The following is a 26,835-nucleotide window of genomic DNA, read 5'->3' as shown; positions in this document are numbered from 1 at the left end:
TCAGTATTGGACTTTCTTCTCGACGTAGCGGAATTGGATGACGGTCAGCACGACGACGATGGCCATCAGCACCACCGACTGTGCGGCCGAGCCGCCCATGTCCATGGCCTTGAAGCCATCGTGGTACACCTTGTAGACCAGGATGGCGGTGTCGCGCCCCGGGCCGCCCTGCGTGGTCGAATCCACGATGGCGAAGGTATCGAAGAAGGCATACACCACGTTGATCACCAAGAGGAAGAACGTGGTGGGCGAGAGCAGCGGGAACTGGATGCTCCAGAACCGGCGCCAGGGGCTGGCGCCATCGATGGAGGCCGCCTCGATCAGCGACTTGGGGATGGACTGCAGGCCCGCCAGGAAGAACAGGAAGTTGTAGGAGATCTGTTTCCACACCGCCGCGATCACGATCAGCGCCATGGCATGGTCGGCGTTGAGCATGTGGTTCCAGTCAAAGCCCGACTGGCGCAGCAGGTAGGCCACCACACCCAGTGAGGGCGAGAACATGAACATCCACAGCACACCGGCCACGGCCGGTGCCACCGCATAGGGCAGCAACAGGGCCGTCTTGTAGACGATGGCGCCCTTGATGATGCGGTCGGCAAAGATGGCCAGGCACAGCGACAGGGTGATGCCGCTCACCGCCACCAGGATGGAGAAGAAGGCCGTGGTCTTGAACGACGCCAGGTAGCCGGGGTCTTCAAAAAGGGTTTTGAAATTGTCCAGCCCCACCCATTCCCGGGAGAAGCCGAAGGTGTCCTGCATCTGGAACGATTGCACCAGGGCCTGGCCTGCGGGCCAGAAGAAGAAGATGCTGATGACGGCCAACTGTGGTGCCAGAAGCACCCAGGGCAGCCAGGCAGAGCGAAAAAGTACGCGTTTTTCCATATCGGAACTCTCAAAAAGAAAACTCCGCCGCCCCGTGAACCAGGCTGGTTGACGGGGCGGCGGGCTTTCGATGCCACCCGGCATGGCTGCAGGGCGGCATCGGCAGGCGTTCGGCAGTGCTTACTTGTTGGCGCGTGCGAAGCGGGCCAGTTGCTCATTGCCGCGTGTGACGGCGGTGTCCAGGGCTTCCTTGGCGGTCTTCTTGCCCGACCAGATCTGTTCGGTTTCCTCGTCGATGATGGCGCGCACCTGCACGAAGTTGCCCAGGCGGATGCCGCGCGACTTGTCGGTGGCCTTCTTGATCATCTGCGTCACGGCCACGTCGGTGCCGGGGTTCTTGGTGTAGAAGCCCGAGGCCTCGGTCAGTTGGTAGGCGCCCATGGTGACGGGCAGGTAACCCGTGCGCTGGTGGCTGGCGGCCTGCACCTTGGTGTCGTTCAGGAAGTTCAGGAAGTCGGCCACGCCCTTGTATTCCTCGGCCTTCTTGCCGGACATCACCCACAGGCTGGCGCCGCCGATGGCGGTGTTCTGGGGCGCGCCCTTCACGTCGTCGTAGTAGGGCAGGGTGGAGATGCCGTAGGCGAACTTGGCTTCCTTGGCCACACGGGCGTACAGGCCCGACGAGCCAGTGATCATCGCGCACTCGCCCGAGGGGAAGGAGGCGTCGGGCGCGTTGCCGCGGCCCTTGTAGACGAAGCTGCCTTCCTTGGAGGCCTTGGCCAGGTTCTCGAAGTGACGCACATGCAGCGGGGTGTTGATCTGCAGCTGGGCATCGTTGCCGTCAAAGCCGTTGTTCTTGGAGGCGAACAGCGTGTTGTGCCACAGCGAGAAGCTTTCCAGCTGCGTCCAGCTGATCCAGCTGGTGGTGAACGGGCAGCTGTGGCCGCTGGCCTTGAGCTTGGAGGCGGCGGCGAACACTTCGGGCCAGGTCTTGGGCGGCTTGTCGGCGTCCAGGCCGGCCTTCTTGAAGGCGTCCTTGTTGTAATAGAAGATGGTGGTGGAGCTGTTGAGCGGGTAGCTCAGCATCTGGCCGTTGGGCGCGGTGTAGTAGCCGGCCACGGCCGACACGTACTGCGTGGGGTCGAACTTGAAGCCGCCGTCGTTCAGCACCTTGGCGGCGGGCACGATGGCGCCCTTGCTGGCCATCATGGTGGCGGTGCCCACTTCGAACACCTGGATGATGTGGGGCGCGTTGCCGGCGCGGAAGGCGGCAATGGCACCCGTCATGGATTCGTCATACGTGCCCTTGTAGGTGGGCACGACCTTGTACTTGGTCTGGCTGGCGTTGTACTGCTTGGCCAGGTCGTTGACCCAGTCGCCCAACGCAGCGCTCATCGAATGCCACCACTGAATCTCTACCTGCTGTGCCTGTGCGGGGGCGCAGACGGACAGCGCGATGGCCGCAGAGAGCGCCAGATGCTTGAGTTGCATGTATGTATCTCCAAGAATGACGGAATGCACAAAGGCCGAAGGGTAGTCAGCCGATGTGACGGGAGTGTGTCGTTGTCGCAGACGCAATGGCCTGTATCAACGGGGGAAACCCCGTGGGGCACCCGCAAGGGGAGCGATTGTGACCTTTTTGTGACAGTCATGCAGCCATTTGCCGAGTGCTGCAAGGTTTTGTGCGTTGCACCATGCTTGGTGCATAGTGGCGTGCGCCACTGCGTGGGCCGCCTCTTCCCATCCCGGGTGTCGCGCCCCCTTTTTTAAACCAACTTCCCTAAAGCCATGGCCCTCAATTCGCTCGACAAGAACAAGATCAAATTTTTGTTGCTGGAGGGCATCCATTCCTCTGCGGTGGATGTGATCCGTGCGGCGGGCTACACCCAGATCGAGACGGTGTCCGGCGCGCTGCCCGATGACGAACTCCAGCGCAAGATCGCGGACGTGCACTTCGTGGGCATCCGTTCGCGCACCCAGCTCACCGAAGCGGTGTTTGCCCAGGCGCACAAGCTGGTGGCCGTGGGCTGCTTTTGCATCGGCACCAACCAGGTGGATTTGAACGCGGCGCGCGAGCGTGGCATCGCGGTGTTCAACGCGCCGTACTCCAACACCCGCTCCGTGGCCGAGCTGGTGCTGGCCGAGGCGATCCTGCTCTTGCGCGGCATCCCCGAGAAGAACGCGGTGGCGCACCGCGGCGGCTGGCTCAAGTCGGCTGACAATGCCTATGAGATCCGGGGCAAGACCCTGGGCATCGTGGGCTATGGCTCCATCGGCACGCAGCTGTCGGTGCTGGCCGAGGCGTTGGGCATGCAGGTGGCGTTTTTCGACGTGGTCAACAAGCTGCCGCTGGGCAACGCGCGCCAGGTACAGCACCTGCACGATCTGCTGGGCCAGAGCGACATCGTGAGCCTGCATGTGCCCGAGCTGCCGTCCACCGAAGGCATGATTGGCGCGGCCGAGATTGCGGCCATGAAGCCCGGCGGCATCCTCATCAACGCCGCGCGCGGCACGGTGGTGGATATCGAGGCCCTGGCAGCGGCACTCCGGGCCAAGAAACTGCTGGGCGCCGCCATCGACGTGTTCCCCGTGGAGCCGCGCACCAACAAGGATGAGTTTGTGTCGCCCCTGCGCGGGCTCGACAACGTGATCCTGACCCCGCACATCGGCGGCTCCACCATGGAGGCGCAGGCCAACATCGGCCTCGAAGTGGCCGAGAAGCTGGTGAAGTACAGCGACAACGGCACCAGCACCTCGTCGGTGAACTTCCCCGAGGTGGCGCTGCCCGCCCATCCGGGCAAGCACCGCCTGCTGCACATCCACCGCAATGTGCCGGGCGTGTTGTCCGAGATCAACCGCATCTTTTCGGACAACGCGATCAACATTTCGGCCCAGTACCTGCAGACCAACGAGAAGATCGGCTACGTGGTGATCGACATCGACGCCGCATCGTCCGACCTGGCGCTGGACAAACTGGCCCAGGTCAGCGGCACGCTGCGCAGCCGCGTGTTGTTCTGAGCGACTTCAGCACGGCTGCGGCGGGCGGTTCTCCCGCAGCAGCTGCGCACGCAGCCGGCTGAGCGACACGGGCGTGATGCCCAGGTAGCTGGCCACCAGGCGGTGGGGCGCACGCTGTTCCAGCGTGGGGTGTTCGCGGCGCAGCAGCTGCAGCCGCTCCAGCGCGGGCAGGGCGGCCAGGCGCCACTCGCGGTCGGCGCGGCGCAGCAGTTCGGCGTGCATCACGGCTTCGCCCCACTGCTGCAGCACCGGGGAGCGCAGCATGAGCGTGACCAGCAGCTCGCGGCCGAAGCGGGCCACCCGTGTGGGCTCCAGCGCCTGGCAGTCCACGCGCGAGCAGCCCCCGGCCATGCGCGTCATCGCGGGTGGCAGGATGCCGGGCCCTTGCGGAAAATCCAGCGTCACCTCGCGCCCGTGCTCGTCGGCCACGCTGATGCGCAGCAGGCCATGGAGCACAAAATATTCGCCCGGTTCGGGTTGGCCAGCATGCAGCAGTGATTCGCCAGGCGCCAGGTCGCGGCATTGCAGCGTCTGCAGGATGGGCGCGAAGTCCGCCGTGTCCACCGGCCGGAAACGGCTGGCGGTGCGCAGCACCGAGGCGTGGTCGTGGTCCGTGGCGTTCGATAACATTTGTTGTCGCGGCGCAGGGCCGTGTGCGGGAGGATTCTGCCATTCCCAATCCCTCTGGCAGGTGGCATGCATGGCTGTGTTGTTCCCGCTCCGCGCACTCCAGCGCCGGGCTGCTTTTCTGGTTTCTTGCTTGTTCCCGCTCTGGGCCGGGGCGCTGACCCTGCCGGTGACGGCCGAGCTGGACCCCGCGCTGCCCTCCGTGCGCTTGCGCGGCTACGCCTTCCATGCCCAGGCCTTTGGCGAGGTGGGTCGGCCCGTGGTGGTCGTGCTGCACGGCGGCCCCGGTGCGGACCACCGCTACCTGCTGGGCCTGGCGGCACTGGCCGACCAATTCCGCGTGGTGTTCTACGACCAGCGTGGCACGGGCCTGTCGCCGCGCGTGCCTGCGGCGGACATCACGCCCCAGGGGTTTGTGGATGACCTCGACGCCATCGTCGATGCCTACGGCGCTGGGCAGCCCGTGCACCTGGTCGGGCATTCGTGGGGCGCGATGCTGGCTTCGGCCTACGCGGGGGCGCACCCCGGCAAGGTGGGGCGGCTGGTGCTGGCCGAGCCGGGTTTTCTGGATGGCAGCACGCTGCCTTATCTGAATGCCGGGGGGTGGCCCGGCTGGCCGGTGGCCTGGGGCATGGCGCGTGCCTGGCTGGCGCAATGGAGTGTGGACACCCGGGGCGACCCCCAGGCGCGGCGCGACTACCTGCTGGGGCGCATGCTGCCGCTGGTGCAGGCGCGGGCCACCTGCGATGGCCGCCCGCCGGTGCTGGAGGGCTGGCGGGCGGGTTGGGCCAACTTTGACGCCACCGTGGGGCGCATGGGGCGGGACCCGGCGTTTGCCGCCAGCCTGGACTTTCGCCGGGGTGTGGCGCGTTTTGAAGGCGCCACGCTGTTCCTGGCCGGGCGCTGCAGCCCGGTGATGGGCGAGGCCCAGCAGCGGCGGCACCTGGGGCACTTTCGCCAGGCCCGGCTGGACGTGCTGGAGGGGGCCGGGCATTTTCTGTTCAACGACCAGCCAGAGCGCTCGGTGGCGCTGGTGCGGGTCTTTCTGGCCGGGCCCTGAGGGCGCGTTCCGGGTGCCTGACATAAAATCACGCCCCCGAGGCTCATGGGCGCGCGGCGCCCACCCCAGGTAGATCCCCCATGAATGTTCCGATTGCGTTGGCTGCCTTGCAGGCGCAGGCTGCCGAGCCCGTGCGTCTGCGCGAGATTCCCTATAACTACACCTCGTTCTCCGACCGGGAGATCGTGATCCGCCTGCTGGGCTCCGCCTCCTGGGATGTGCTGGACCAACTGCGCAAGGAGCGCCGCACGGGCCGCTCGGCCCGCATGTTGTACGAGGTGCTGGGCGATATCTGGGTGGTGCAGCGCAACCCCTACCTGCAGGACGACCTGCTGGACAACCCGGCCCGCCGCAAGCTGCTGGTCGAGGCCTTGCACCACCGCCTGGCCGAGATCGAAAAGCGCCGCACCCCGGCCGACGATGCCGGGCGCGACCGCCTGGTGGGCGAGCTGGTCGTGGCCGCGCGCCGCGCGGTGACCGAGTTCAACGCCAAGTTCGAGCAGGCCACGCAGCTGCGCCGCCAGATCCAGCGCACGCTGGGCCGCCTCACGGCCAAGGACAACATCAAGTTCGACGGCCTCTCGCGCGTGAGCCACGTGACCGACGCGACCGACTGGCGCGTCGAGTATCCGTTTGTGGTGCTGACGCCGGACACCGAGGTTGAAATGGCCGGCCTGGTCAAAGGTTGCATCGAGCTGGGCCTGACCATCATCCCGCGTGGGGGCGGCACCGGCTACACCGGCGGCGCCATCCCGCTGACCTGGAAGAGCGTGGTCATCAACACCGAAAAGCTCGAAGCCATGACCGAGGTGGAGCTGCGCCGCCTGCCGGGCATGGACAGCGAGGTCGGCACGGTGTGGACCGAGGCCGGCGTGGTCACCCAGCGCGTGGCCGACGCGGCCGAGCGCGCGGGCTTCGTGTTCGCGGTGGACCCGACCAGTGCCGAAGCCAGCTGTATCGGCGGCAACATCGCCATGAACGCCGGCGGCAAGAAGGCCGTGCTGTGGGGCACGGCCCTGGACAACCTGGCCAGCTGGCGCATGGTCACGCCCGATGCGCAGTGGCTGGAAGTGACCCGCCTGGACCACAACATGGGCAAGATCCACGATGTGGAGACCGCCACCTTCGAGCTGCAGTATTTCGAGGCCGACGGCAAGACGCCCGTGCGCACCGAGCGCCTGGCCATCCCGGGCAAGACCTTCCGCAAGGAAGGCCTGGGCAAGGACGTGACGGACAAGTTTCTCTCGGGCCTGCCCGGCATCCAGAAGGAAGGCTGCGACGGCCTGATCACCAGCGCGCGCTGGGTGGTGCACCGCATGCCCGAGCACACGCGCACCGTGTGCATGGAGTTCTTCGGCAATGCCAAGGACGCCGTGCCTTCCATTGTGGAAATCAAGGACTACATGTTCGCCGAGCAAAAGCGCTCCGGCGTGCTGCTGGCCGGCCTGGAGCATCTGGACGACCGCTACCTCAAGGCCGTGGGCTACGCCACCAAGAGCAAGAAGGGCAACGGCGGTTTGCCCAAGATGGTGCTCATCGGCGACATCGCGGGCGACAACGCCGACGAAGTGGCCCGCGTGACCAGCGAGGTGGTGCGCATCGCCAACTCGCGCAGCGGCGAAGGCTTCATCGCCATCAGCGCCGAGGCGCGCAAGAAATTCTGGCTGGACCGCAAGCGCACGGCCGCCATCAGCCGCCACACCAACGCCTTCAAGATCAACGAAGACGTGGTGATCCCGCTGCCGCGCATGGCCGAGTACACCGACGGCATCGAGCGCATCAACATCGAGCTGTCGCTGCGCAACAAGCTCAAGCTGTGCGATGCGCTCACCGAGTTCTTCGAGCATGGCAACCTGCCGCTGGGCAAGCACGACGACGCCAATGAGATCCCGTCGGCCGAGCTGCTGGAAGACCGCGTGGCCCAGGCCATCGCGCTGGTGGCCGAGGTGCGCGCGCTGTGGGCCGGCTGGCTGCAGGACGTGGCCACATTGTTCCCGCAATTGCAGGACCACCGCCTGCGCGCGAGCTGGAAAACCCAGCTGCGTGCGCCTTTGCAGACCATCTTCTCGGGGGCTGCGTTCCAGCCCATCCTGGACGAGGCCAGCGCCATCCACAAGCGCGTGCTCAAGGGCCGCGTGTGGGTGGCCCTGCACATGCACGCGGGCGACGGCAATGTGCACACCAACATCCCCGTCAACAGCGACGACTACGAGATGCTGCAGACCGCCCACGAAGCGGTGGAGCGCATCATGGTGCTGGCGCGCAGCCTGGACGGCGTGATCTCGGGCGAGCATGGTATCGGCATCACCAAGCTCGAATTCCTCACCGATGACGAACTGCGTCCGTTTGCGCAGTACAAGCAGAAGGTGGACCCGGAAGGCCGCTTCAACAAAGGCAAGTTGCTCCGAAAAGAGGAGCTTGCAGCGCTTGCTGGACAAGCGCAAGGGGTCGATTCGGCATCCAATGCCGTGCTGCACGCCGACCTGACCAACGCCTACACGCCGAGCTTCGGCCTCATGGGGCACGAGTCGCTCATCATGCAGCAGAGCGACATCGGCGCGATTGCCGACAGCGTGAAGGACTGCCTGCGCTGCGGCAAGTGCAAGCCCGTGTGCTCCACCCACGTGCCGCGTGCCAACCTGCTGTACAGCCCGCGCAACAAGATCCTGGCCACCTCGCTCCTGGTCGAGGCCTTCCTGTACGAAGAGCAGACGCGCCGTGGCGTGAGCATCAAGCACTGGCAGGAGTTTGAAGACGTGGCCGACCACTGCACGGTGTGCCACAAGTGCGAGAGCCCCTGCCCGGTGAAGATCGACTTTGGCGATGTCACCATGAACATGCGCAACCTGCTGCGCAAGATGGGCAAGAAGAGCTTCCGCCCCGGCAATGCGCTGGCGATGACCATGCTCAACGCCACCAACCCGGATACCATCAAGTTCATGCGCTCGGCCATGGTGGACGTGGGCTTCAAGGCCCAGCGCATGGCCGTGGACCTGCTGCGCAAGGTGGGCCGCAAGCAGACGGCCAAGCCGCCAGCGACGGTGGGCATGGCGCCGGTCAAGGAGCAGGTGATCCACTTCATCAACAAGAAGCTGCCCGGCGGCCTGCCCAAGAAGACGGCGCGTGCGCTGCTCGACATCGAGAACAAGGACTACGTGCCCATCATCCGCGACCCGGCCACCACCACGGCCGAGACGGAGGCGGTGTTCTACTTCCCGGGCTGCGGATCGGAGCGCTTGTTCTCGCAAGTAGGCTTGGCGACCCAGGCCATGCTCTGGCATGCGGGTGTGCAGACGGTGCTGCCGCCGGGCTACCTGTGCTGCGGCTACCCGCAGCGCGGCAGCGGCCAGTTCGACAAGGCCGAGAAGATGATCACGGACAACCGTGTGCTCTTCCACCGCGTGGCCAACACGCTCAACTACCTCGATATCAAGACCGTGGTGGTCAGCTGCGGCACCTGCTACGACCAGCTGCAGGGTTACGAATTCGGCAAGATCTTCCCGGGCAGCCGCATCATCGACATCCACGAGTATTTGCTGGAGAAGGGCATCACCCTGCAAGGCAAGGGCGCCTACCTGTACCACGAGCCTTGCCACAACCCCATGAAGCTGCAGGACTCGGTCAAGACCGTGAAGGCGCTGGTGGGCGAGCAGGTCTTGAAGAGCGACCGCTGCTGCGGCGAGTCCGGCACGCTGGGCGTGACCCGGCCGGACGTGTCCACGCAGGTGCGCTTCCGCAAGGAAGAGGAAATCCGCAAGGGCGAAGCCAAGCTGCGCGAAAGCGGCGCCGTGGCCGCCCAGGACAACGTGAAGATCCTCACCAGCTGCCCGAGCTGCCTGCAAGGCCTGAACCGCTACCAGTACGACCTGAGCAACGGCCTGCTCGAAGCCGACTACATCGTGATCGAGATGGCGCGCGAGATCCTGGGCGAGAACTGGATGCCGGACTATGTCGAGCGCGCCAACGGTGGCGGCATCGAGCGGGTTCTCGTCTGATGGCCGACGTGGCGTGCCCTTTGTGCGCTGGGGATGGGGGTGCGCTCGTCTGGCGTGGCGCCCACCTGCGCGTGATCCGCGCCCAGGAGGCTGGCTTTCCGGCGTTCTACCGTGTGGTGTGGAATGCGCATGTGGCCGAGTTCTCCGACCTGTCGGCCGCCGAGCGCGCCCATTGCATGGACGCCGTGACGCTGGTGGAGCAAGCCCTGCGTGAGCACGTGGCGCCCGCCAAGGTCAACATCGCTGCGCTGGGCAACATGGTGCCCCACCTGCACTGGCATGTGATTGCCCGGTTTGCTTGGGACAGCCATTTCCCCGCGCCCGTGTGGGCGGCCGCCCAGCGGCCCAGCCCGGCAGCGCAGGAAGACACCGTGCGTGCGCTGCTGCCGGCGCTGGAAGCGGCTCTGCGGCCCCGGCTGGCGGCGCTGCCACTGCCTTGACCGCGCGGTGCCCGGCCCGCGCCGGGCGCAGCGGCGGGCCTTCACTACCATCCACAACACAGTTTTCTCACAGGGGAGTTCCATGGCAGGTTTGAAAGCGGGCGCGCCTACGCCGCAGGCGCTCACGGTGCACGGGGCGTCGCGGGTGCTGGAGGTCGGGTTTTCGGATGGCGCCAGCTTCCGCATCCCCTTCGAGTTGATGCGCGTGTATTCGCCCTCGGCCGAGGTGCAGGGCCACGGCCCCGGCCAGGAAGTGCTGCAGACCGGCAAGCGCGACGTGGCGCTGGTGAACCTGGAGCCCGTGGGCAACTACGCGGTCAAGCCCACGTTTTCCGACGGCCACGACAGCGGCATCTTCACCTGGGACTACCTCTACGAGCTGGGGCAGACACAGGAGGCCCTGTGGGCCCAATACACCGAGCGCCTGGCCGCAGCCGGCGTGGACCGCGACGCGCCCATGCCGCCCAAGGGGGGATCGGGTGGCCATGGCTGCGGCAGCCACTGAGGGCGGGGCGCAGAAGCCCTGTTGATTGATGTGCTATTGAAAGAGGAGCTGCTGGCGCAATATAGTCAGGCGCTAGAGGCGGTTTTCTCTTGAATGGCGTTGTCCTAATTGCGACACAAGCCCCATTTCGGTGCGGGGTTGTCGCTGTACCTCTGGCGCTCGCGCGCCTAGCATGAAACTTATGAGCACGACCCACTTTGGTTTTCAGTCGGTGGATGAGCAGGACAAGGCGCGCCATGTGCGCGGCGTGTTCGACTCGGTGGCCTCCAAATACGACGTGATGAACGATCTCATGTCGGCGGGCCTGCACCGTGCCTGGAAGGCCTACACCGTGATGGTGGCCAACCTGCGCGAAGGCAGCCAGGTGCTGGACATCGCCGGGGGCACGGGCGATCTGTCGCTGGCCTTCTCGAAAAAGGTGGGCGCATCGGGCCGGGTGGTGCACACCGACATCAACGAAGCCATGCTGCGCGTGGGCCGCGACCGCCTCATCGACGCGGGCGTGGTGCTGCCCACCCTGGTGTGCGATGCCGAAAAGCTGCCGTTCCCCGACGCGCATTTCGACGTGGTGAGCGTGGCCTTTGGCCTGCGCAACATGACGCACAAGGACCAGGCGATTGCCGAGATGTGCCGCGTGCTCAAGCCCGGCGGCAAGCTGCTGGTGCTGGAATTCTCGAAAGTGGCCCAGCCGCTTTCGAAGGCCTACGACTGGTACTCGTTCAAGGTGCTGCCCCGCCTGGGCAAGCTGGTGGCGGGCGACGATTCCAGCTACCGCTACCTGGCCGAATCGATCCGCATGCACCCGGGGCAGGAAGAACTCAAAAGCCTCATGCAAAAAAATGGCTTTGGGCATGTGGACTATCACAACATGACGGGGGGCATTGTGGCCCTGCATGTTGGAATCAAGTGCTGAGCGTGTTGCTCAGCGATTAATGGAGACGGAGAAGTCATGATGAAACTGTGGTCTGTGGTGTTGGTTGCGATGCTGGCGTTGGCGCACGCCGACGCCGATGCCAAGCGGATGGGCGGTGGCAAATCGGTGGGCAAGCAGTCGAGCAACGTGACCCAGCGCGAGTCGGCGACCCCGCCGCCCGCCACCCCGGGGGCTCCGGCCCAGAACGCGACCAACGCTGCTGCGGCCAAGCCTGCCGCGGCACCTGCGGCAGCGCCCGCCGCCGCGCCCAAGAAGCCCTGGGGCGCGATGCTTGGCGGCCTGGCTGCGGGCCTTGGCCTGGCCTGGTTGGCCCATTCGCTGGGCCTGGGCGCCGGGTTTGGGAACATCCTGATGATTGCACTGCTGGCACTGGCCGCGTTTGCCGTCTTCAAGATGGTGATGCGTTCGCGCAGCGGCGCCGCTGGCAACAGTGGGGGGGCCGCGGGCGGTGCGCCGTTCGCGTTCCAGGGGGCGGGCGCCGGTGCCGGTGCGGCCACCCCTGCCGCAGCGCAGGTGCCGCCGCAGTACAGCCCCAACAATGTGGGCAACGACGCCTCGGCGCGCCCCTGGGAGCGCAGCAGCATGGCGTTTGATGCCTCGCGCGGTGCGCAGGGCGGTGCGGGCACGGGCGTGGTGATCGGTTCGGGCCTGTCGGGCGCGCAGAACTGGGGCGCTCCGGCCGATTTCGACGCCGAAGGTTTCCTGACCGCCGCCAAGCGCAATTTCGTGACGCTGCAGGCCGCCTGGGACCGTTCGGACATCGGCACGCTGCGCTCCATGATGACGGACAACATGCTGGACGAGATCCGCACCCAGCTCAGCGAGCGGGAAGCCCACCGCGGCGTGCAGCCCAATCACACGGATGTGGTCATGATCGAAGCCCAGCTGCTGGGCATCGAAGACCTGGGTGACGGCTACATGGCCAGCGTGGAGTTCTCCGGCATGATCCGCGAGGAGCCCTCGGCCGGCCCGAGCCCCTTCCGCGAGGTGTGGAACATGACCAAGCCCAAGTCCGGTGGCAGCGGCTGGCTGGTGGCGGGCGTGCAGGCCTTGCAGTAAAGACGGGGCCCCTGCGCCAGGGGCATTCCAGTTCAGGGAATAATCGGGGACTATGGCAAGCACACCACAGTCCCCTTTTTCATTCCTGGACGGCCTTTTCGAGCGCGTGGCCGCCGGCCCGCAACCCCCGCAATGGCTGGTGCATGAGGTGCAGCAGCGCGTGGTGCTGTTCCTCAACCACGTGCTGATGCAGGAACAGGAGGCCATGGACCGCCTGGTGCGCCAGAAAGGCCGCATCGCCCGCGTGCAGTGGCGCGTGTACTCGATGGGCCTGGTGATCACGCCGGCCGGGTTGTTCAACCTGGCCCCGGAGTCCGCCGTGCCCGACCTGCAACTGCACGTCACCGAAACCTCTCCCTTCACGCTGGCCCAGACGGCCCTGCGCGGCGACAAGCCCACCATCCGCATCGACGGCGACGTGCAACTCGCGGCCGAGATCAACTGGCTGGTGGACCATGTGCGCTGGGATGTCGAGGAAGACCTGGCCCGTGTGATCGGCGACGCGCCGGCCCACACGGCGGCGCAGGTGGCCCGCCGGGCGGCGCAGGCGCTGCGTCAGTTCGTGGGTTCGCGCATGGCGCCGCAGGCCCCAGCGGGCGCGGTGGTGGTGCAGCCTGCACCCGCAACGCCTGCCGGCAACGGCCCTGACCGGTCCGGCACATGAAGCAATTTCTGAGGGGCGCCACCATCCTGTGGGTGGTGTTCCGGTTCGGCCTGGATGGCCTGGTGCTCGACAGTTTCCAGAAGCCCTGGCTGCGGATGGTGTCGCGCGTCCTGTCCGTGGGGCGCAACCTGGAGGCCCCGCGTGGCCAGCGCCTGCGCGAGGCGCTGGAGCGCCTGGGGCCCATCTTCGTGAAGTTCGGCCAGGTGCTGTCCACCCGGCGCGACCTGCTGCCCCCCGATATGGCGGACGAGCTGGCCCGGCTGCAGGACCGGGTGCCGCCGTTCGACCCCGGGATTGCGGTGGCCACCATCGAGCGCGCGTTCCGCCGCCCGCTGGATGAGATTTTCGTGTCCTTCGACCGCACGCCGGTGGCCAGTGCCTCGATCGCCCAGGTCCATTTCGCCACGCTGCGCGACCGCGAGGGGGTGGAGCGCGAGGTGGCGGTGAAGGTGCTGCGCCCGGGCATGCTGCCCGTGATCGAAAAAGACCTGAGCCTGATGCGCATGATGGCCGGCTGGGTGGAAAACCTCTCGGCCGACGGCAAGCGCCTCAAGCCCCGCGAGGTGGTGGCCGAATTCGACAACTACCTGCACGACGAGCTGGACCTGGTGCGCGAGGCCGCCAACGCCGCGCAGCTGCGCCGCAACATGCAGGGCCTGGACCTGGTGCTGATCCCCGAGATCTTCTGGGACTTCTGCCATGCCGAGGTCATGGTGATGCAGCGCATGAACGGTGTGCCCATCAGCCAGATCGACCGCCTGCGCGAAGCCGGGGTGGACATCCCCAAGCTGGCGCGTGATGGTGTCACCATCTTCTTCACCCAGGTGTTCCGCGACGGGTTCTTTCATGCCGACATGCACCCGGGCAACATCCAGGTGAGCCTGGATGCGGCGACGTTCGGGCGCTACATCTCGCTGGATTTCGGCATCGTGGGCACGCTCACGGAGGTGGACAAGGAATACCTGGCGCAGAACTTCGTGGCCTTCTTCCGCCGCGACTACAAGCGCGTGGCCGAGCTGCACATCGAAAGCGGCTGGGTGCCGCCCGAGACGCGCGTGAACGACCTGGAGTCGGCCATCCGCGCCGTGTGCGAGCCGTACTTCGACCGCCCGCTCAAGGAGATCTCGCTGGGCATGGTGCTGATGCGCCTGTTCCAGACCTCGCGCCGCTTCCAGGTCGAAATCCAGCCCCAGCTGGTGCTGCTGCAAAAGACGCTGCTCAACATCGAGGGCCTGGGCCGCCAGCTGGACCCGGAACTCGACCTGTGGAGCACGGCCAAGCCCTTTCTCGAAAAATGGATGCTGGAGCAGATGGGCCCGCAGCGCCTGTGGCGCGAGCTGCGTGCCGAGGCGCCGCACTACGCCAAGCTGATCCCCGAGCTGCCGCGCCTGGTCTATGACGCGCTGCGCCAGCGGCCCGCCGACCAGCAGCACCTGCTCAGAGAGCTGTTGGAAACCCAGAAACGCACCAACCGGCTGCTGCAAGGCATCATTTTTGCTGGGGTCGGGTTTGTGCTGGGCTTGCTGCTCATCCAACTGCTGATCAGAATCCGGCTTTTCTAGCCCGCGATTGGCGTGCGCCGGGCCCCTGGGCAGGGGCGCCGAGGCCGCGGGCTGGACCCCTTCACCATCGACAGACTGAGACAAAAAGAGAGAGGAGCGCGCTGTGCTGCTGACCCTGGTTATCGTTTACCTGCTGATCACCATCGGCATCGGCCTGCTGGCGGCCCGGCGCGTCAAGAACGCGGCGGACTTCGCCATCGCCGGGCGCCACCTGCCGCTGTACATGATCATCACCACCACGTTTGCTACGTGGTTCGGGTCGGAAACGGTGCTGGGCATTCCCGCCAAGTTCATCGAAGGGGGGCTGGGCAGCGTGGTCGAAGACCCGTTTGGCGCGGGCTTCTGCCTGATCCTGGTGGGCCTCTTTTTTGCGGGCAAGCTCTACCGCATGACGCTGCTCACCATCAGCGACTACTACCGCGAGCGCTATGGCCGCGCGGTGGAAATCGTCTGCTCGCTCATCATCATGCTGAGCTACCTGGGCTGGGTGTCGGCCCAGGTCACGGCGCTGGGGCTGGTGTTCAACCTGCTGTCGGGCGGTGCCATCAGCATTCCGGTGGGCATGACCATCGGCGTGGTGTCCATTCTGGCCTACACGCTGTTCGGCGGCATGTGGTCGGTGGCGGTCACGGACTTCATCCAGATGATCATCCTGGTGGTGGGCCTGGCCGTCATTGCCGTGTTTGCCGGCAACATGGCGGGCGGCGCGGACAAGGTGATCGAATTTGCCTCCAGCCGCGAGCTGTTCCGCTTCCTGCCCGAGCCCAAGTTCCATGACGTGGTGTTCTTCATCGCGGCGGGCATGACCATGATGTTCGGCTCCATCCCGCAGCAGGACGTGTTCCAGCGCGTGATGTCGGCCAACAACATCCAGGCGGCCACGCGCGGCCCCGTGATCGGCGGCATCTGCTACATCCTGTTTGCCTTTGTGCCCATGTTCCTCGTGGCCAGCGCGCTCATCATCATGCCCACCGAGACGGCCGCGCTGCTCAAGGACGACCCGCAGAAGGTGTTGCCCACGCTGGTGCTGGAGAAGATGCCCTTCGTGATGCAGGTGCTGTTCTTTGGTGCGCTGCTGTCGGCGCTCAAGTCCACGGCCTCGGCCACGCTGCTGGCGCCCAGCGTCACCTTCACCGAAAACATCTGGCGCCAGTTCCGCCCCCACAGCTCGGACCAGCAGCACTTGCGCACCATGCGCATCACCACCCTGGTGTTCAGCGCCTGCGTGCTGGCCTATGCGATCTACATGCAGGGCACCTCCATCTATGAACTCGTCTCGGGCGCCTACCAAGTGCCGCTGGTGGGTGCGTTCGTGCCGCTGGTGTTCGGCCTGTACTGGAAGCGCGCCACCACGCAGGGCGCGATCTTCGCCATCGTGCTGGGCCTGCTGACCTGGGTGCTGTTCCTGGCCACGCCGGCGGGCACGGTGTTCCCGGCGCAGCTGGCGGGGTTGCTGGCGGCGCTGGCGGGCATGCTGATCGGCTCGCTGGGGCCGCAGGCCATCCGCAACAGCCACGCCTCCCACCACAAGCTGGTCGGCGCGGAGTAAGCCCAGGGGGTATGGGCGTGCCGCCTATAATTGAGGGTTTTGCACTTTCCCTCAACACTCTGACATGCCTATCTACGCCTACAAATGCGGCTCCTGCGGCCATGCCAAGGATGTGCTGCAAAAAATCTCCGACGCACCGCTCACGGTGTGCCCCGCCTGCGGCGCCGAAGCCTTCTCCAAGCAGGTCACGGCGGCGGGCTTTCAGCTCAAGGGCTCGGGCTGGTATGTGACCGACTTCCGGGGCGGCAGCGGCGGCAACTCTGCACCGGCCACCGAAGCCAAGCCAGGAGGCGCCTCCGATGCCGCAGCCCCCGCCAGCACGGGCGATGCTCCTAAAAAAGAAGCTGCTAGCGCAGGCGCATCAAGCGCTGGTGGCAGTTCTGCTTCTACGTCGTCGAGCTGAGGAACGGCATGGCTGCCTTGCGCAAATGGCTGTTGACGGGTCTGCTGGTCATCGTTCCCGGTGTCATCACGGCCTGGGTGCTCAACTGGATTGTGAGCACGCTCGACCAGACCCTGCAGATCCTGCCCGGCGCATGGCACCCTGACAAACTGCTGGGCGTGCATGTCCCCGGCTTCGGGGTGGTGCTCACGCTGGCCATCCTGCTCGTGGTGGGGGCCGTGGCCAGCAACTTCGCGGGCCGCAAGCTGGTGCAGTGGGGCGATGCCCTGGTGCACCGCATCCCCGTGGTGCGTTCCATCTACTCCAGCGTCAAGCAGGTGTCCGACACGCTGTTCTCCGAAAGCGGCAATGCCTTTCGCAAGGCCGTGCTGGTGCAGTGGCCCCGCGAGGGCGTCTGGACCGTGGCGTTCGTGACCGGTGCGCCCAACGGTGAAGTGGCGGCCTACCTGCGCGACGAATTCGTGAGCGTGTACGTTCCCACCACCCCCAACCCCACCGGCGGGTATTTTGTGATGGTGCGCAAAAGTGACTGTGTCGAGCTCGACATGAGTGTGGACAGCGCCCTCAAGTACATCGTCTCGATGGGCGTGGTCGCTCCGACAGACCCCACGTCCATCCCTCCCAAGTAAATCCCTTTCAACGTCAACGCGCCCAGCGGCGCCGGAAGTTTTGTCATGGCCATGCGCTCCCACTATTGCGGTCTTGTGACCGAAGCCCTGATGGGCCAAACCGTCACCCTGTCGGGCTGGGTGAACCGCCGCCGCGACCATGGTGGCGTGATCTTCATCGACCTGCGCGACCGCGAAGGCTATGTGCAGGTGGTGTGCGACCCCGACCGCGCCGAGATGTTCAAGACCGCCGAAGACGTGCGCAACGAGTTCTGCGTGCAGGTCGTGGGCCTGGTGCGCCCCCGTCCCGACGGCACGACCAACGACAAGCTCAAGAGCGGCCAGATCGAAGTGCTGTGCCATGAGCTGACCGTGCTCAACCCCTCGGTCACGCCCCCGTTCCAGATGGACGACGAGAACCTGTCGGAGACCACGCGCCTCACGCACCGCGTGATGGACCTGCGCCGCCCGCACATGCAGCGCAACATGATGCTGCGCTACAAGACCGCCATCCAGGTGCGCAACTTCCTGGACAAGGAAGGCTTCATCGACATCGAAACCCCCATGCTGGGCAAGAGCACGCCCGAAGGCGCGCGCGACTACCTCGTGCCCAGCCGTGTGCACGACGGCCAGTTCTTCGCGCTGCCCCAGTCGCCCCAGCTGTACAAGCAAATGCTGATGGTGGCCGGCTACGACCGCTACTACCAGATCACCAAGTGCTTCCGCGACGAAGACCTGCGCGCTGATCGCCAGCCCGAGTTCACGCAGATCGACTGCGAAACCTCGTTCCTGGGCGAGGAAGAGATCCGCGCCATCTTCCAGCGCATGATCACCGAGGTGTTCCAGACCCAGCTGGGCGTGGACCTGGGTGAATTCCCCATCATGACGTACCAGGAGGCGGCTTTCCGCTTCGGCTCCGACAAGCCCGATCTGCGCGTGAAGCTCGAATTCACCGAGCTGACCGAAGTGATGAAGGACGTGGACTTCAAGGTGTTCTCCGCGCCCGCCACCACCAAGGGCGGCCGTGTGGTGGCCCTGCGCGTGCCCGGCGGCTCGCAGATCTCGCGTGGCGAGATCGATGCCTACACCGAGTTCGTGAAGATCTACGGCGCCAAGGGCCTGGCCTGGATCAAGGTCAATGAAGTGGCCAAGGGCCGTGACGGCCTGCAGTCGCCCATCGTGAAGAACCTGCACGACGCGGCCATCGCCGAGATCCTCAAGCGCACCGGCGCCCAGGACGGCGACCTGCTGTTCTTTGGCGCCGACAAGGAAAAGATCGTCAACGACTCCATCGGCGCCCTGCGCCTGAAGGTCGGCCACAGCGAATTCGGCAAGAAGAGCGGCCTGTTCGAGAGCCGCTGGGCGCCCCTGTGGGTGGTGGACTTCCCCATGTTCGAGCATGACGAAGAGAACGACCGCTGGGCCGCAGTGCACCACCCCTTCACGTCGCCGAAGGATGGCCACGAAGACCTGATGGACACGGACCCTGGCAAGTGCATCGCCAAGGCCTACGACATGGTGCTCAACGGCTGGGAACTGGGTGGCGGCTCCGTCCGTATCCACCGCGCCGATGTGCAAAGCAAGGTGTTCACCGCGCTCAAGATCTCGGCCGAAGACGCCCAGGCCAAGTTCGGCTACCTGCTCGATGCCCTGCAGTACGGCGCGCCTCCACACGGTGGCCTGGCCTTCGGCCTGGACCGCCTGATCACGCTGATGACAGGCGCCGAGTCCATCCGCGACGTGATCGCCTTCCCCAAGACCCAGCGTGCGCAGGACCTGCTGACCCAGGCGCCTTCGCCCGTGGACGAGAAACAGCTGCGCGAGCTGCACATCCGCCTGCGCAACCCGGACGCCATCAAGGCCGCCTGATCCGGGGCACGTCTCGACGGACTCGATCACTGCAGATGCGCTTTCGGGGCATCGCACCACAAAGCGGCACGGGCTTCACGCCCGCGCCGCTTTTTTATTGGCCGGCCCTGGCTGGTACACAAAGGAGGTTCTCCATGCGTTCCCCCACGATGCAGGCGGCTGCCGCCGCTTTGGTGTTGCTGGCCCTGGTGGGCTGTGGCGAAAAGAAAACCGAATTGGGACAGGGCGGCTCGGTGGTCACCGGTTCGGCGGGCCCCCAGGCGGCGCAGAACGCTGCCAAGGAGCTGGTGCGCTGCGAGGCCCCGGTGGCCACGCTGGCGCTGGCCGAGAACCCGAACGGCTACACCATGGGGGCGGGCTATGGCCTGCCGTCCTCGCCTGTGCCCCTGGTCAAGCTGCTGGCCCAGCAAAGCGGGTGTTTCCGGGTGGTGGACCGCGCGGCCGGCCTGCGCGGCACCATCCAGGAGCAGGAGCTCAAGGAAGCGGGCGTGCTGCGCAAGAACAACTCCACCGTGGCCAAGGGCAAAGGTTATGAGGCGCAGTACACCCTCACGCCCAGCCTGACCTTCAGCGAGCAGGATGCCGGGCGGGGCCTGGCCGGCGTGATCGCCATGGTCCCGGTGCTGCGCGACATCGCCGGCCTGGCCGGGCTGGTGGAGCAGGTCAAGTTCAAGGAGGCGCAGACGGCGCTGCTGCTGTCCGACAACGAAACCACCGAGCAGGTGGCGGCGGCCACCGGTGCTGCACGCACCACCGACCTGGGGGTTGGGGGCCTGGTGTTCGGCAAGCTCGGCGGTGCCGCCGGCGCGGGCTGGAGCAACACCAACGAAGGCAAGGTGATCGCGGCGGCTTTCCTGGATGCGCACAACCAGCTGGTGGTGCAGGTGCGTGCGCTGCAGGCCAAGGAGCTGCCGCCCCCGGTGGCAACGAAAGCCAAGCCCTGATTCCCCCAGGCGGCGGCGATGGAACAGCAGCGGCCCTTCAAGATCCCCGAGTCCGTGCTGGTGGTGATCCACACCCCGGCGCTCGACGTGCTGCTGCTGCACCGGGCCGACGGTGGCACGCACTGGCAGTCGGTCACCGGCAGCAAGGACCATTGGGATGAAGCCTGGGAGGCCACGGCTGCGCGCGAGGTGTGGGAGGAAACCGGCATCGATGTGCAGGCCCCCGGCTGCACGCTGTCCGACTGGTGGCTGGAGAACATCTACGACATCTGGCCCCAGTGGCGCCACCGCTATGCGCCCGGCGTGGTGTTCAACCGCGAGCGGGTGTTTGGCCTGTGTGTGCCGGTGGGCACCCCGGTGGTGCTGAGCCCGCGCGAACATGTGGCCTTCGAGTGGTTGCCCTGGCGCGAGGCGGCCGACCGCTGTTTCTCGGCGTCCAATGCCGAGGCCTGCCTTTTGCTGCCGCGTTGTGTGCCGGCCCCAAGGCCCTGAACAGCTTGAGCGCGCCGCAGCTCACTGCCGCCTGGCCAGCAGCTTGACCAGGTGCTCGGCAAAGCCCTCGGCGGCCGGCGACGTGGCGCGCTGCGTGGGGCTGTAGAGGCACACATAGCGCATGGCCTCGGGCGCCAGAATGCGCCGGCGCACCAGGCCCAGCGGCTTGGCGAGCGCACCCACGTAGTCGGGGGCCAGCGTGGCGCTCACGTCGGCGGCGGCCAGGCCCAGCGCGGTGGAAATGTTGTCCACGATCTCCACGGGCGTCACGCGCTGCTCGCTGGGCAGGCCGGTGTGCATCTGGGCCACGCTGCGCTCGTGGTCGCGCCCGGCGGCCACCAGGGGGTGGGCCTGCAGCTGGGCCCAGGTCACGCTGCGCTGGCGCGCCAGCGGGTGGGTGGGGGCACACCACAGCACCCAGGGGCTTTCAAACAGCGGGGTGCGCGCGATGTCCTCTCCGCAGGCGCGGTCCGGCCCGAGTGCCAGGTCAGCGTCGCCACTGGCCACGGCATCGACCAGTTTTTCCACCGGTGCATCGCGGATGTGGATGTGCACCTTGGGCCGCGTCTGCTGGTAAGCCTTGATGGCCCGGGGCAGGATCACGCTGGCCACCACCAGCGGGGCCGCTATGCGCACCACCCCGGCCGCACGGTTGCGCACGTCGCTCGCGGCCGTCTGCGCCATGCGCAGGTGCTTGAGCACCGATTCGGCCGACGCCAGGAACTCGCGCCCCGCGCTGGTGATGCCCACCCGGCGCGTGCTGCGCTCGAACAGCTTGAAGTCCAGCACATCCTCCAGTTCACCCACCAGCTGGCTCACGGCCGACGGCGTGAGCGCCAGGCGGTCGGCGGCTGCGGTGAAGCTGCGCATCTCGGCCACGGTGACGAAGGCTTCGAGCTGGCGCAGCGTGAAGTGGGGCAGGGACATGGAAAGAAAAAGGCCTGAAAACAGCTGGGTGCCATTCATTAGATCATCTTCACAATCCGTAAGAAAGCATTGATTGTGGTCAAGCAGGGGGCTGCTGATACTCCGCGACGACAGGGGGCCGGCAGCCCGGCCCCTTTGCTTTCTTGTCTGACCGGAGAACCCCTTGAGCACCGACACGCTGAACGTCGCCGGCATTGCCGTATCGCCCCACCACTACATCGACGGCCAGCGCGTGGCGTCCGAGATGCGCTTCGACCTGCACTCGCCGATCGACCAGGCGCTGCTGGGCCACATCAGCGAGGGCTCGCCCGCCCATGTGGATGCGGCCGTGACTGCGGCGGCGCGTGCCTTCCCGGCCTGGAGCGCGCTCACGGCCGCCGAGCGCAAGCCTTACCTGGACCGCTTTGCCGCCGAGATCGGAAGCCGCGCCGAGGCCTTCTGCACGCTCGAATCCAACGATGCCGGCGTGCTGCTCTCGCGCATGAAGCATGGCGTGGTGCCGCGCGCCATGCTCAACATCACCTGGTTCGCCGAGCATGGGCTCACGCTGCAGGACCGCCCTATCGAGACCGAGCAGGCGACCCACATCGTGCGCCACGACCCGGCTGGCGTGGTGGCCATCATCACGCCCTGGAACGCGCCGCTGATGCTGGCCACCTGGAAGCTGGGCCCGGCGCTGGCCGCAGGCAACTGCGTCATCGTCAAGCCGCCGGAATGGGCACCGCTCACCAGCAGCCTGCTGGCCGACTGCGCGCACGCCGCTGGGCTGCCGCCCGGGGTGTTCAACATCGTGCAGGGCGCAGGCGCCAGCACCGGCGCGCGCCTGGTCAGCGACCCGCGCCTGGCGCGTATCTCGTTCACCGGATCGGTGCCCACGGCCAAGTGGATCGCGCAGTCCGCCGGTGCCAACCTCGTGCCCTGCAGCCTGGAGCTCGGCGGCAAGTCGGCCTTCATCGTGCTGGAGGACGCCGACATCGACAACGCGGCCGCCACCGGCGCGCTGATGTACCGCAACGCCGGCCAGGTGTGCCTGGCGGGCACGCGCTTCCTGGTGCACCGCAAGGTGCACGATGCCTTCGTGGCCGCCTTGCGCGGCTACGTGGAAAAGCTCACCGTGGGCGATCCGCGCGAGGAGGCCACCGAGGTCGGCCCGATCATCCACCCGCGCCAGGTCGAGCGCGTGCACGGCTTCGTGCAGCGCGCCGTGGCCGACGGCGCCATGCTGCTCTGGGGCGGGGCGCACCACGCCTTCGGCGCGCAGTACTACCAGCCCACCTTGCTCACCCACCTGCGCCAGGACAGCGAGATCGTGCAGAACGAGGTCTTCGGCCCCGTGCTCACGCTGCAGACCTTCGACAGCGACGAGGAGGCCATCGCCCTGGCCAATGGCACGGACTACGGCCTGGGCGGCGTCTGCTATGGCGAAGCCGAGCACGCCAGCGCCGTGGCGCAGCGGGTGCGCACCGGCTTCATCTGGGTCAACAGCTTCGGCATCCGCGACCTGGCCGCGCCGTTTGGCGGCATCAAGCGCAGCGGCGTGGGCCGCGAGGGCGGGGACTGGAGCTTCGAGTTCTTCTGCGACGTCAAGGACGTCGTGGTCCCCAAGAAGCCCTTCCGCGCCAGCTTCAGCCACCGCTAAGACACATCCACAGGAGACACACACCATGGGAAGCATCGTTGGCGCCGCCATCGTCTCGCACCACCCCGGCCTGATGCAGTGCGAAGAGTTTCGCGTGCTGCAGGGCGCGGGGGCCGACTCGGACCTCATCCCCGGCTATGCGCGCCTGCGCGAGCGCATCGCTGCCGCCCGGCCCGACGTGGTCATCCTCTTCGACTCGCACTGGTTTACCACGGGCTACCACCTGGTGGACGGTGCGCCGCGCTACCAGGGCATGTTCATCTCCGACGAGATGCCCTGGTACCTGCACGGCGTGCCCTACGACTACCGGGGCCACCCGGACCTGGCGCTCGAGATCGAGGCCGTGTCGCGCGAACAGAAGGGCTACAACCGCGTCATCAACCACCCCGACCTGGGCAAGCAGTACGCCACCATCAACCTGGTCAAGCAGCTGCGCCTGGAGCGCAGCGACACGCCGGTGGTCACCGTGAGCTCGTGCCAGAACTGCGACTGGCGCCACTTCCTCCAATCGGGCGAGGCGATTGCCGAGGCCGTGCGCCGCAGCGGCCTGCGCGTGCTGCTGCTGGCCTCGGGCGCGCTCAGCCACAAGTTCAACCCCATCGACTGGAAGCCCAACCACCCGCGCATCTTCCACGAGAGCAATGTCTCGCGGCCCGAGAACATCGTGAGCGACAAGGGCGCCATCGCGCTGATGGAGCAGGGCCGGCACGACAGGGTGCTCGACCGCTGGCAGGACGAGTACCGCAAGATGCCCTGGGAGGCCTTCGGCGCGCACTACCTGCAGATGCTGGGCGCCATGGGCGGGGCCGACTGCCGCGCGCGCGGCGTGGCCCTGTCGGCCTACGAGAACGCACGCGGCACGGGCAACGTGCACATGTGGTTCGATGGCGAGACAGAAGTGGCGGGGGTGGCGGCATGAACTTCGAATTCCCGATCACCGAGTTGCCCGCCGTGATGCGCGGCCCGCGCGTGGAGCGCCGCCGCGTGCTGGCGGGCGGCAGCGCCTGCTGGGGGACCATTGTGGAAGAGGGGGCGCAGCAGGGCCAGCTGCGCCTGGACGATGGCCGCGTGCTCGACCCGGCCACGGTGCAGCACCTGCCCCCCGTCTCGCCCAGCAAGGTCATCGCCGTGCACATCTCGTACAGCTCGCGCAGCTTCGAGACGCGCAACCAGCCCAAGCCGACCGAAACCCCGACCTACTTCACCAAGCCGCCAACCTCGGTCAACGGCCACGGCTGCGAGATCCACAAGCCTGCCGACAGCCTGTACCTGAACTATGAAGGCGAGTACGCCGTGGTCATCGGCAAGACCTGCCGCAACGTGCTGCCCGACGAGGCCTGGGATTACATCGAAGGCTTTTGCCCCGCGCTCGACATGGGCCTGCAGAACTACCGCGACACCGACCAGGGCAGCATGCTGCGGGTGAAGGGGGCGGACACATTGCTGCCCATCGGCCCGGGCATCGTGCGCGGCGTCAACCTGTTCGAGCAGACGCTGCGCACCTACCGCAACGGCCTGGTGGTGCAGGAAGCACACATTGGCGACGAGACCATCTGGGGCCCGCACTACGTGGTGGCCGACATCGCACGCCACATCACCCTGGTGCCGGGCGACGTGATCCTGATGGGCACGCCCTGCCACTCGCGCTCGGTGGACCCGGGCGATCGGGTGGAGTGCGAGATCACCGGCCTGGGCCGCCTGGCCGGCACGGTGGTCGCCATCGCCGCACCGCGCGCCTCGGCCCTGGGCGTGGGCCACCAGCCGACCGACAGCCCCGAGGTGCGGCGCGTGGCCTGCGGCTTCGACGAGCGCGTGCCCGAGCACCTCAAGGCCAACTACCGGCAGGCGGCGAAGCAATAACCCACAACGAGACCCGGAGACAACGCATGACGAAATCCTCGCCTACCCCTTCCCGCCGCGACATCCTGCAGCTGGCCCTGGCCGGCGCCGCTGGCACGTTGCCCTTCATGGCCCACGCCCAGGCCATCGACACCGTGAAGATCCTGGCCGGCTTTGCCGCCGGTGGCACGGTGGACACCCTGGCGCGCCGCGTGGCGACCCAGATCACCGGGGGCTATGCCAAGTCGGCCGTGGTGGAGAACAAGACCGGCGCAGGCGGGCAGATCGCCATCACCACGCTCAAGGCCGCCCCGGCCGACGGCGCCACGCTGCTGGCCACGCCCATGTCCATGCTGGGCATCTACCCCCACACCTACAAGAAGCTGCCCTATGACCCCGTGGCCGACGTGACCCCGGTCTCGCTGGGCGTGGTGTTCGACATGGGCTTTGCCGTGGGCCCGCAGGTGCCGGCCTCGGTCAAGACCGTGCCCGAGTTCCTGGAGTGGTGCAAGGCCAACCCCACGGGCGCCAACTTCGGCTCGCCAGCACCGGGTTCGGTGCCGCACTTCGTGGGCGAGCTCATCAGCCGCGCGGGCAAGGTGGACATGCGCCACGTGGGCTTCCGGGGTTCGCAGCCGGCCATTTTGGACCTGCTGGGCGGGCAGATCGCAGCGGTGTCGGCGCCGGTGGGCGAGTTTTTGCCCCACCTGCAAGGCGGCAAGATCCGCGTGCTGGCCACCTCGGGCGCCACGCGCAATAAATTCGTGCCGGGTGCGGGCACGCTGGTGGAGCAGGGCTTCAAGGACATGGTCTATGGCGAATGGTTCGGCTTCTTCCTGCCGGGCAAGGCGCCGGCCGAGCTGGTGGCCAAGGCCAATGCCGCCATCCGCGCCGCGCTGGCGGACAAGGAGGTGGTGGCCGGGCTGGCGGCCATGGGGCTGGAGGCCCGTTCGTCCACGCCGACCGAACTGGCCGCGCTGCTCAAGGCCGATGGCGACAAGTGGGGGCCCATCGTGAAAGCCATCGGCTTCACTGCTGAATCCTGAGGGTGCGCCGATGCTTGACGATGCACTGATCCAGCAACTGGCCCAGGAGCTGCACCAGGCCGAGAAGACCCGCGTGCAGGTGGAGCATTTCTCCAAGCGCCACCCCGGCATGACGGTGCAGGACGGCTATGCCATCTCGCGCGCCTGGGTGGCGATGAAGATCGCCGAGGGGCGCACGGTGCGCGGCCACAAGATCGGCCTGACCTCGCGCGCCATGCAGGTGGCCAGCCAGATCACCGAGCCCGACTTCGGTACCCTGCTGGACGACATGTTCTTTGCCGAGGGCGGCGACATCCCCATGCAGCGCTTCATCCTGCCGCGCGTGGAGGTGGAGCTGGCCTTCGTGCTCAACAAGCCGCTGCGCGGCGAGCCGGGGCGAGCGCCCGTGAACATCTTCGACGTGCTGGCCGCTACCGAGTACGTGGTGCCGGCCATCGAGATCATCGACGCACGCATCGAGCAGCAGGACCGCCACACGGGCGTGATGCGCAAGGTGTTCGACACCATCTCGGACAACGCGGCCAATGCCGGCATCGTCACCGGCGGGCGCCCCGTGCGGCCCGATGCGGTGGACCTGCGCTGGTGCGGCGCGCTGCTCTACAAGAATGGCGTGATCGAGGAGTCGGGCTTGGCGGCCGCCGTGCTCAACCACCCGGCCACGGGCGTGGCCTGGCTGGCCAACAAGCTCGCGCCCTATGGGGAAGGGCTGGCAGCCGGCGAGGTGGTGCTGGGCGGCTCGTTCACCCGGCCCGTGGCGGCCGCTGCGGGCGATACCTTCCATGCCGACTACGGCTCGCTGGGCAGCATCGCGTTCCGCTTTGTGTGAGGCCGGT

At 66.8% G+C, this 26,835-nt stretch carries 24 protein-coding genes; 20 read left to right on the top strand and 4 right to left on the bottom strand.

All coding sequences use genetic code 11. From position 1 onward, the window contains the following. Together ugpA and ugpB are read right to left on the bottom strand one after the other, a co-directional pair. Entirely contained in the window at positions 1 to 882 is an 882-nt protein-coding gene (gene ugpA / locus DBV10_RS02430) for a sn-glycerol-3-phosphate ABC transporter permease UgpA (RefSeq protein WP_124510274.1), read from the bottom strand. A gap of 120 nt (positions 883 to 1,002) precedes the next feature. After that, entirely contained in the window at positions 1,003 to 2,313 is a 1,311-nt protein-coding gene (gene ugpB / locus DBV10_RS02425; protein WP_124510272.1) for a sn-glycerol-3-phosphate ABC transporter substrate-binding protein UgpB, read from the bottom strand. Between the two features lie 297 nt (positions 2,314 to 2,610). On the opposite strand from ugpB, the gene serA reads away from it, so the two are divergent. After that, the gene (gene serA / locus DBV10_RS02420; RefSeq protein ID WP_124510270.1) at positions 2,611 to 3,840 is read left to right on the top strand and encodes a phosphoglycerate dehydrogenase; all 1,230 of its coding nucleotides are present in this window, start codon (positions 2,611 to 2,613) and stop codon (positions 3,838 to 3,840) included. A 6-nt stretch (positions 3,841 to 3,846) separates the two neighbouring features. On the opposite strand, the gene DBV10_RS02415 is transcribed toward serA, so the two are convergent. Beyond that, positions 3,847 to 4,470, bottom strand: coding sequence for a Crp/Fnr family transcriptional regulator (locus DBV10_RS02415; RefSeq protein WP_158616795.1), 624 nt, complete (start codon positions 4,468 to 4,470; stop codon positions 3,847 to 3,849). Between the two features lie 130 nt (positions 4,471 to 4,600). Here DBV10_RS02415 and DBV10_RS02410 point away from each other — a divergent pair, with 130 nt between their 5' ends. From DBV10_RS02410 to nudB, 14 genes are all read left to right on the top strand, one after another. Next, on the top strand, positions 4,601 to 5,527 hold the full coding sequence (locus DBV10_RS02410) for an alpha/beta fold hydrolase (protein WP_158616794.1): 927 nt from the start codon (positions 4,601 to 4,603) through the stop codon (positions 5,525 to 5,527). 80 nt (positions 5,528 to 5,607) lie between these two features. Beyond that, positions 5,608 to 9,522, top strand: a complete 3,915-nt coding sequence (locus DBV10_RS02405) for an FAD/FMN-binding oxidoreductase (RefSeq protein WP_124510264.1) — start codon at positions 5,608 to 5,610, stop codon at positions 9,520 to 9,522. Beyond that, positions 9,522 to 9,962 (top strand): HIT family protein, encoded by a 441-nt coding sequence (locus DBV10_RS02400; RefSeq protein WP_124510262.1) that lies wholly within the window; start codon positions 9,522 to 9,524, stop codon positions 9,960 to 9,962. Before DBV10_RS02405 ends, DBV10_RS02400 begins: the two co-directional genes overlap by 1 nt. Before the next feature lie 82 nt (positions 9,963 to 10,044). Continuing rightward, positions 10,045 to 10,467: a gamma-butyrobetaine hydroxylase-like domain-containing protein gene (locus DBV10_RS02395; protein ID WP_124510260.1), complete on the top strand. Its 423-nt coding sequence runs from the start codon at positions 10,045 to 10,047 to the stop codon at positions 10,465 to 10,467. 181 nt (positions 10,468 to 10,648) lie between these two features. Further along, on the top strand, positions 10,649 to 11,380 hold the full coding sequence (gene ubiE / locus DBV10_RS02390) for a bifunctional demethylmenaquinone methyltransferase/2-methoxy-6-polyprenyl-1,4-benzoquinol methylase UbiE (RefSeq protein ID WP_124510258.1): 732 nt from the start codon (positions 10,649 to 10,651) through the stop codon (positions 11,378 to 11,380). Positions 11,381 to 11,416: 36 nt separating this feature from the next. Beyond that, entirely contained in the window at positions 11,417 to 12,460 is a 1,044-nt protein-coding gene (locus DBV10_RS02385; protein WP_124510256.1) for a Tim44 domain-containing protein, read from the top strand. Positions 12,461 to 12,512: 52 nt separating this feature from the next. After that, entirely contained in the window at positions 12,513 to 13,124 is a 612-nt protein-coding gene (locus DBV10_RS02380; RefSeq protein WP_124510254.1) for a hypothetical protein, read from the top strand. Next, a complete protein-coding gene (gene ubiB, locus DBV10_RS02375) occupies positions 13,121 to 14,686 on the top strand; it encodes a ubiquinone biosynthesis regulatory protein kinase UbiB (protein WP_124510252.1) in 1,566 nt (521 codons plus the stop codon). The genes DBV10_RS02380 and ubiB overlap by 4 nt, the downstream gene beginning before the upstream one ends. A gap of 103 nt (positions 14,687 to 14,789) precedes the next feature. Continuing rightward, on the top strand, positions 14,790 to 16,235 hold the full coding sequence (locus DBV10_RS02370; RefSeq protein ID WP_124510250.1) for a sodium:solute symporter family protein: 1,446 nt from the start codon (positions 14,790 to 14,792) through the stop codon (positions 16,233 to 16,235). Positions 16,236 to 16,299: 64 nt separating this feature from the next. Continuing rightward, entirely contained in the window at positions 16,300 to 16,638 is a 339-nt protein-coding gene (locus DBV10_RS02365) for an FmdB family zinc ribbon protein (RefSeq protein WP_124510248.1), read from the top strand. Positions 16,639 to 16,646: 8 nt separating this feature from the next. Next, positions 16,647 to 17,267 (top strand): DUF502 domain-containing protein, encoded by a 621-nt coding sequence (locus tag DBV10_RS02360; RefSeq protein ID WP_124510246.1) that lies wholly within the window; start codon positions 16,647 to 16,649, stop codon positions 17,265 to 17,267. A 45-nt stretch (positions 17,268 to 17,312) separates the two neighbouring features. Continuing rightward, positions 17,313 to 19,115, top strand: coding sequence for an aspartate--tRNA ligase (gene aspS, locus DBV10_RS02355; RefSeq protein ID WP_124510244.1), 1,803 nt, complete (start codon positions 17,313 to 17,315; stop codon positions 19,113 to 19,115). A gap of 134 nt (positions 19,116 to 19,249) precedes the next feature. Continuing rightward, positions 19,250 to 20,059: a CsgG/HfaB family protein gene (locus DBV10_RS02350; RefSeq protein ID WP_124510242.1), complete on the top strand. Its 810-nt coding sequence runs from the start codon at positions 19,250 to 19,252 to the stop codon at positions 20,057 to 20,059. A gap of 18 nt (positions 20,060 to 20,077) precedes the next feature. After that, positions 20,078 to 20,551, top strand: coding sequence for a dihydroneopterin triphosphate diphosphatase (gene nudB / locus DBV10_RS02345; RefSeq protein ID WP_124510239.1), 474 nt, complete (start codon positions 20,078 to 20,080; stop codon positions 20,549 to 20,551). A gap of 21 nt (positions 20,552 to 20,572) precedes the next feature. Here nudB and DBV10_RS02340 read toward each other — a convergent pair whose 3' ends face one another. Beyond that, positions 20,573 to 21,478 carry a LysR family transcriptional regulator gene (locus DBV10_RS02340; RefSeq protein ID WP_124510237.1) on the bottom strand — a complete coding sequence of 302 codons (906 nt, stop codon included), beginning with the start codon at positions 21,476 to 21,478 and terminating at the stop codon, positions 20,573 to 20,575. A 163-nt stretch (positions 21,479 to 21,641) separates the two neighbouring features. Between DBV10_RS02340 and DBV10_RS02335 the strand changes: the two genes are divergently transcribed. From DBV10_RS02335 to hpaH, 5 genes are read left to right on the top strand one after another with little or no spacing between them, the layout of a single operon-like run. After that, a complete protein-coding gene (locus DBV10_RS02335) occupies positions 21,642 to 23,117 on the top strand; it encodes an aldehyde dehydrogenase family protein (RefSeq protein WP_124510235.1) in 1,476 nt (491 codons plus the stop codon). 25 nt (positions 23,118 to 23,142) lie between these two features. After that, complete coding sequence (locus DBV10_RS02330; protein WP_124510233.1) at positions 23,143 to 24,036, top strand: extradiol ring-cleavage dioxygenase; 894 nt, start codon at positions 23,143 to 23,145, stop codon at positions 24,034 to 24,036. Further along, positions 24,033 to 24,977 carry a fumarylacetoacetate hydrolase family protein gene (locus tag DBV10_RS02325; RefSeq protein ID WP_124510231.1) on the top strand — a complete coding sequence of 315 codons (945 nt, stop codon included), beginning with the start codon at positions 24,033 to 24,035 and terminating at the stop codon, positions 24,975 to 24,977. Before DBV10_RS02330 ends, DBV10_RS02325 begins: the two co-directional genes overlap by 4 nt. A 26-nt stretch (positions 24,978 to 25,003) precedes the next feature. After that, positions 25,004 to 26,002, top strand: coding sequence for a Bug family tripartite tricarboxylate transporter substrate binding protein (locus DBV10_RS02320; RefSeq protein WP_124510229.1), 999 nt, complete (start codon positions 25,004 to 25,006; stop codon positions 26,000 to 26,002). A 10-nt stretch (positions 26,003 to 26,012) separates the two neighbouring features. Then, on the top strand, positions 26,013 to 26,828 hold the full coding sequence (hpaH, locus tag DBV10_RS02315; RefSeq protein ID WP_124510227.1) for a 2-oxo-hept-4-ene-1,7-dioate hydratase: 816 nt from the start codon (positions 26,013 to 26,015) through the stop codon (positions 26,826 to 26,828). The last annotated feature ends 7 nt before the right edge of the window (positions 26,829 to 26,835 follow it).

Source organism: Acidovorax sp. FJL06, assembly GCF_003852545.1.
Taxonomy (GTDB): Bacteria; Pseudomonadota; Gammaproteobacteria; order Burkholderiales; family Burkholderiaceae_C; genus Acidovorax.
Note: the sequence above shows the minus strand (reverse complement) of the source record. Positions and strands in the feature narration are given on the sequence as shown.

Excerpts from the sequence above, each read along its gene's own strand:
- ubiE (WP_124510258.1), top strand. The coding sequence starts at position 10,649 with ATGAGCACGACCCACTTTGGTTTTCAGTCGGTGGATGAGCAGGACAAG.
- DBV10_RS02320 (WP_124510229.1), top strand. The coding sequence starts at position 25,004 with ATGACGAAATCCTCGCCTACCCCTTCCCGCCGCGACATCCTGCAGCTG.
- DBV10_RS02330 (WP_124510233.1), top strand. The coding sequence starts at position 23,143 with ATGGGAAGCATCGTTGGCGCCGCCATCGTCTCGCACCACCCCGGCCTG.
- DBV10_RS02415 (WP_158616795.1), bottom strand. The coding sequence starts at position 4,470 with ATGTTATCGAACGCCACGGACCACGACCACGCCTCGGTGCTGCGCACC.
- DBV10_RS02360 (WP_124510246.1), top strand. The coding sequence starts at position 16,647 with ATGGCTGCCTTGCGCAAATGGCTGTTGACGGGTCTGCTGGTCATCGTT.
- aspS (WP_124510244.1), top strand. The coding sequence starts at position 17,313 with ATGGCCATGCGCTCCCACTATTGCGGTCTTGTGACCGAAGCCCTGATG.
- ugpB (WP_124510272.1), bottom strand. The coding sequence starts at position 2,313 with ATGCAACTCAAGCATCTGGCGCTCTCTGCGGCCATCGCGCTGTCCGTC.
- DBV10_RS02385 (WP_124510256.1), top strand. The coding sequence starts at position 11,417 with ATGATGAAACTGTGGTCTGTGGTGTTGGTTGCGATGCTGGCGTTGGCG.
- ubiB (WP_124510252.1), top strand. The coding sequence starts at position 13,121 with ATGAAGCAATTTCTGAGGGGCGCCACCATCCTGTGGGTGGTGTTCCGG.
- DBV10_RS02400 (WP_124510262.1), top strand. The coding sequence starts at position 9,522 with ATGGCCGACGTGGCGTGCCCTTTGTGCGCTGGGGATGGGGGTGCGCTC.
- DBV10_RS02380 (WP_124510254.1), top strand. The coding sequence starts at position 12,513 with ATGGCAAGCACACCACAGTCCCCTTTTTCATTCCTGGACGGCCTTTTC.
- DBV10_RS02365 (WP_124510248.1), top strand. The coding sequence starts at position 16,300 with ATGCCTATCTACGCCTACAAATGCGGCTCCTGCGGCCATGCCAAGGAT.
- DBV10_RS02340 (WP_124510237.1), bottom strand. The coding sequence starts at position 21,478 with ATGTCCCTGCCCCACTTCACGCTGCGCCAGCTCGAAGCCTTCGTCACC.
- hpaH (WP_124510227.1), top strand. The coding sequence starts at position 26,013 with ATGCTTGACGATGCACTGATCCAGCAACTGGCCCAGGAGCTGCACCAG.
- DBV10_RS02395 (WP_124510260.1), top strand. The coding sequence starts at position 10,045 with ATGGCAGGTTTGAAAGCGGGCGCGCCTACGCCGCAGGCGCTCACGGTG.
- ugpA (WP_124510274.1), bottom strand. The coding sequence starts at position 882 with ATGGAAAAACGCGTACTTTTTCGCTCTGCCTGGCTGCCCTGGGTGCTT.
- nudB (WP_124510239.1), top strand. The coding sequence starts at position 20,078 with ATGGAACAGCAGCGGCCCTTCAAGATCCCCGAGTCCGTGCTGGTGGTG.
- serA (WP_124510270.1), top strand. The coding sequence starts at position 2,611 with ATGGCCCTCAATTCGCTCGACAAGAACAAGATCAAATTTTTGTTGCTG.
- DBV10_RS02350 (WP_124510242.1), top strand. The coding sequence starts at position 19,250 with ATGCGTTCCCCCACGATGCAGGCGGCTGCCGCCGCTTTGGTGTTGCTG.
- DBV10_RS02325 (WP_124510231.1), top strand. The coding sequence starts at position 24,033 with ATGAACTTCGAATTCCCGATCACCGAGTTGCCCGCCGTGATGCGCGGC.
- DBV10_RS02405 (WP_124510264.1), top strand. The coding sequence starts at position 5,608 with ATGAATGTTCCGATTGCGTTGGCTGCCTTGCAGGCGCAGGCTGCCGAG.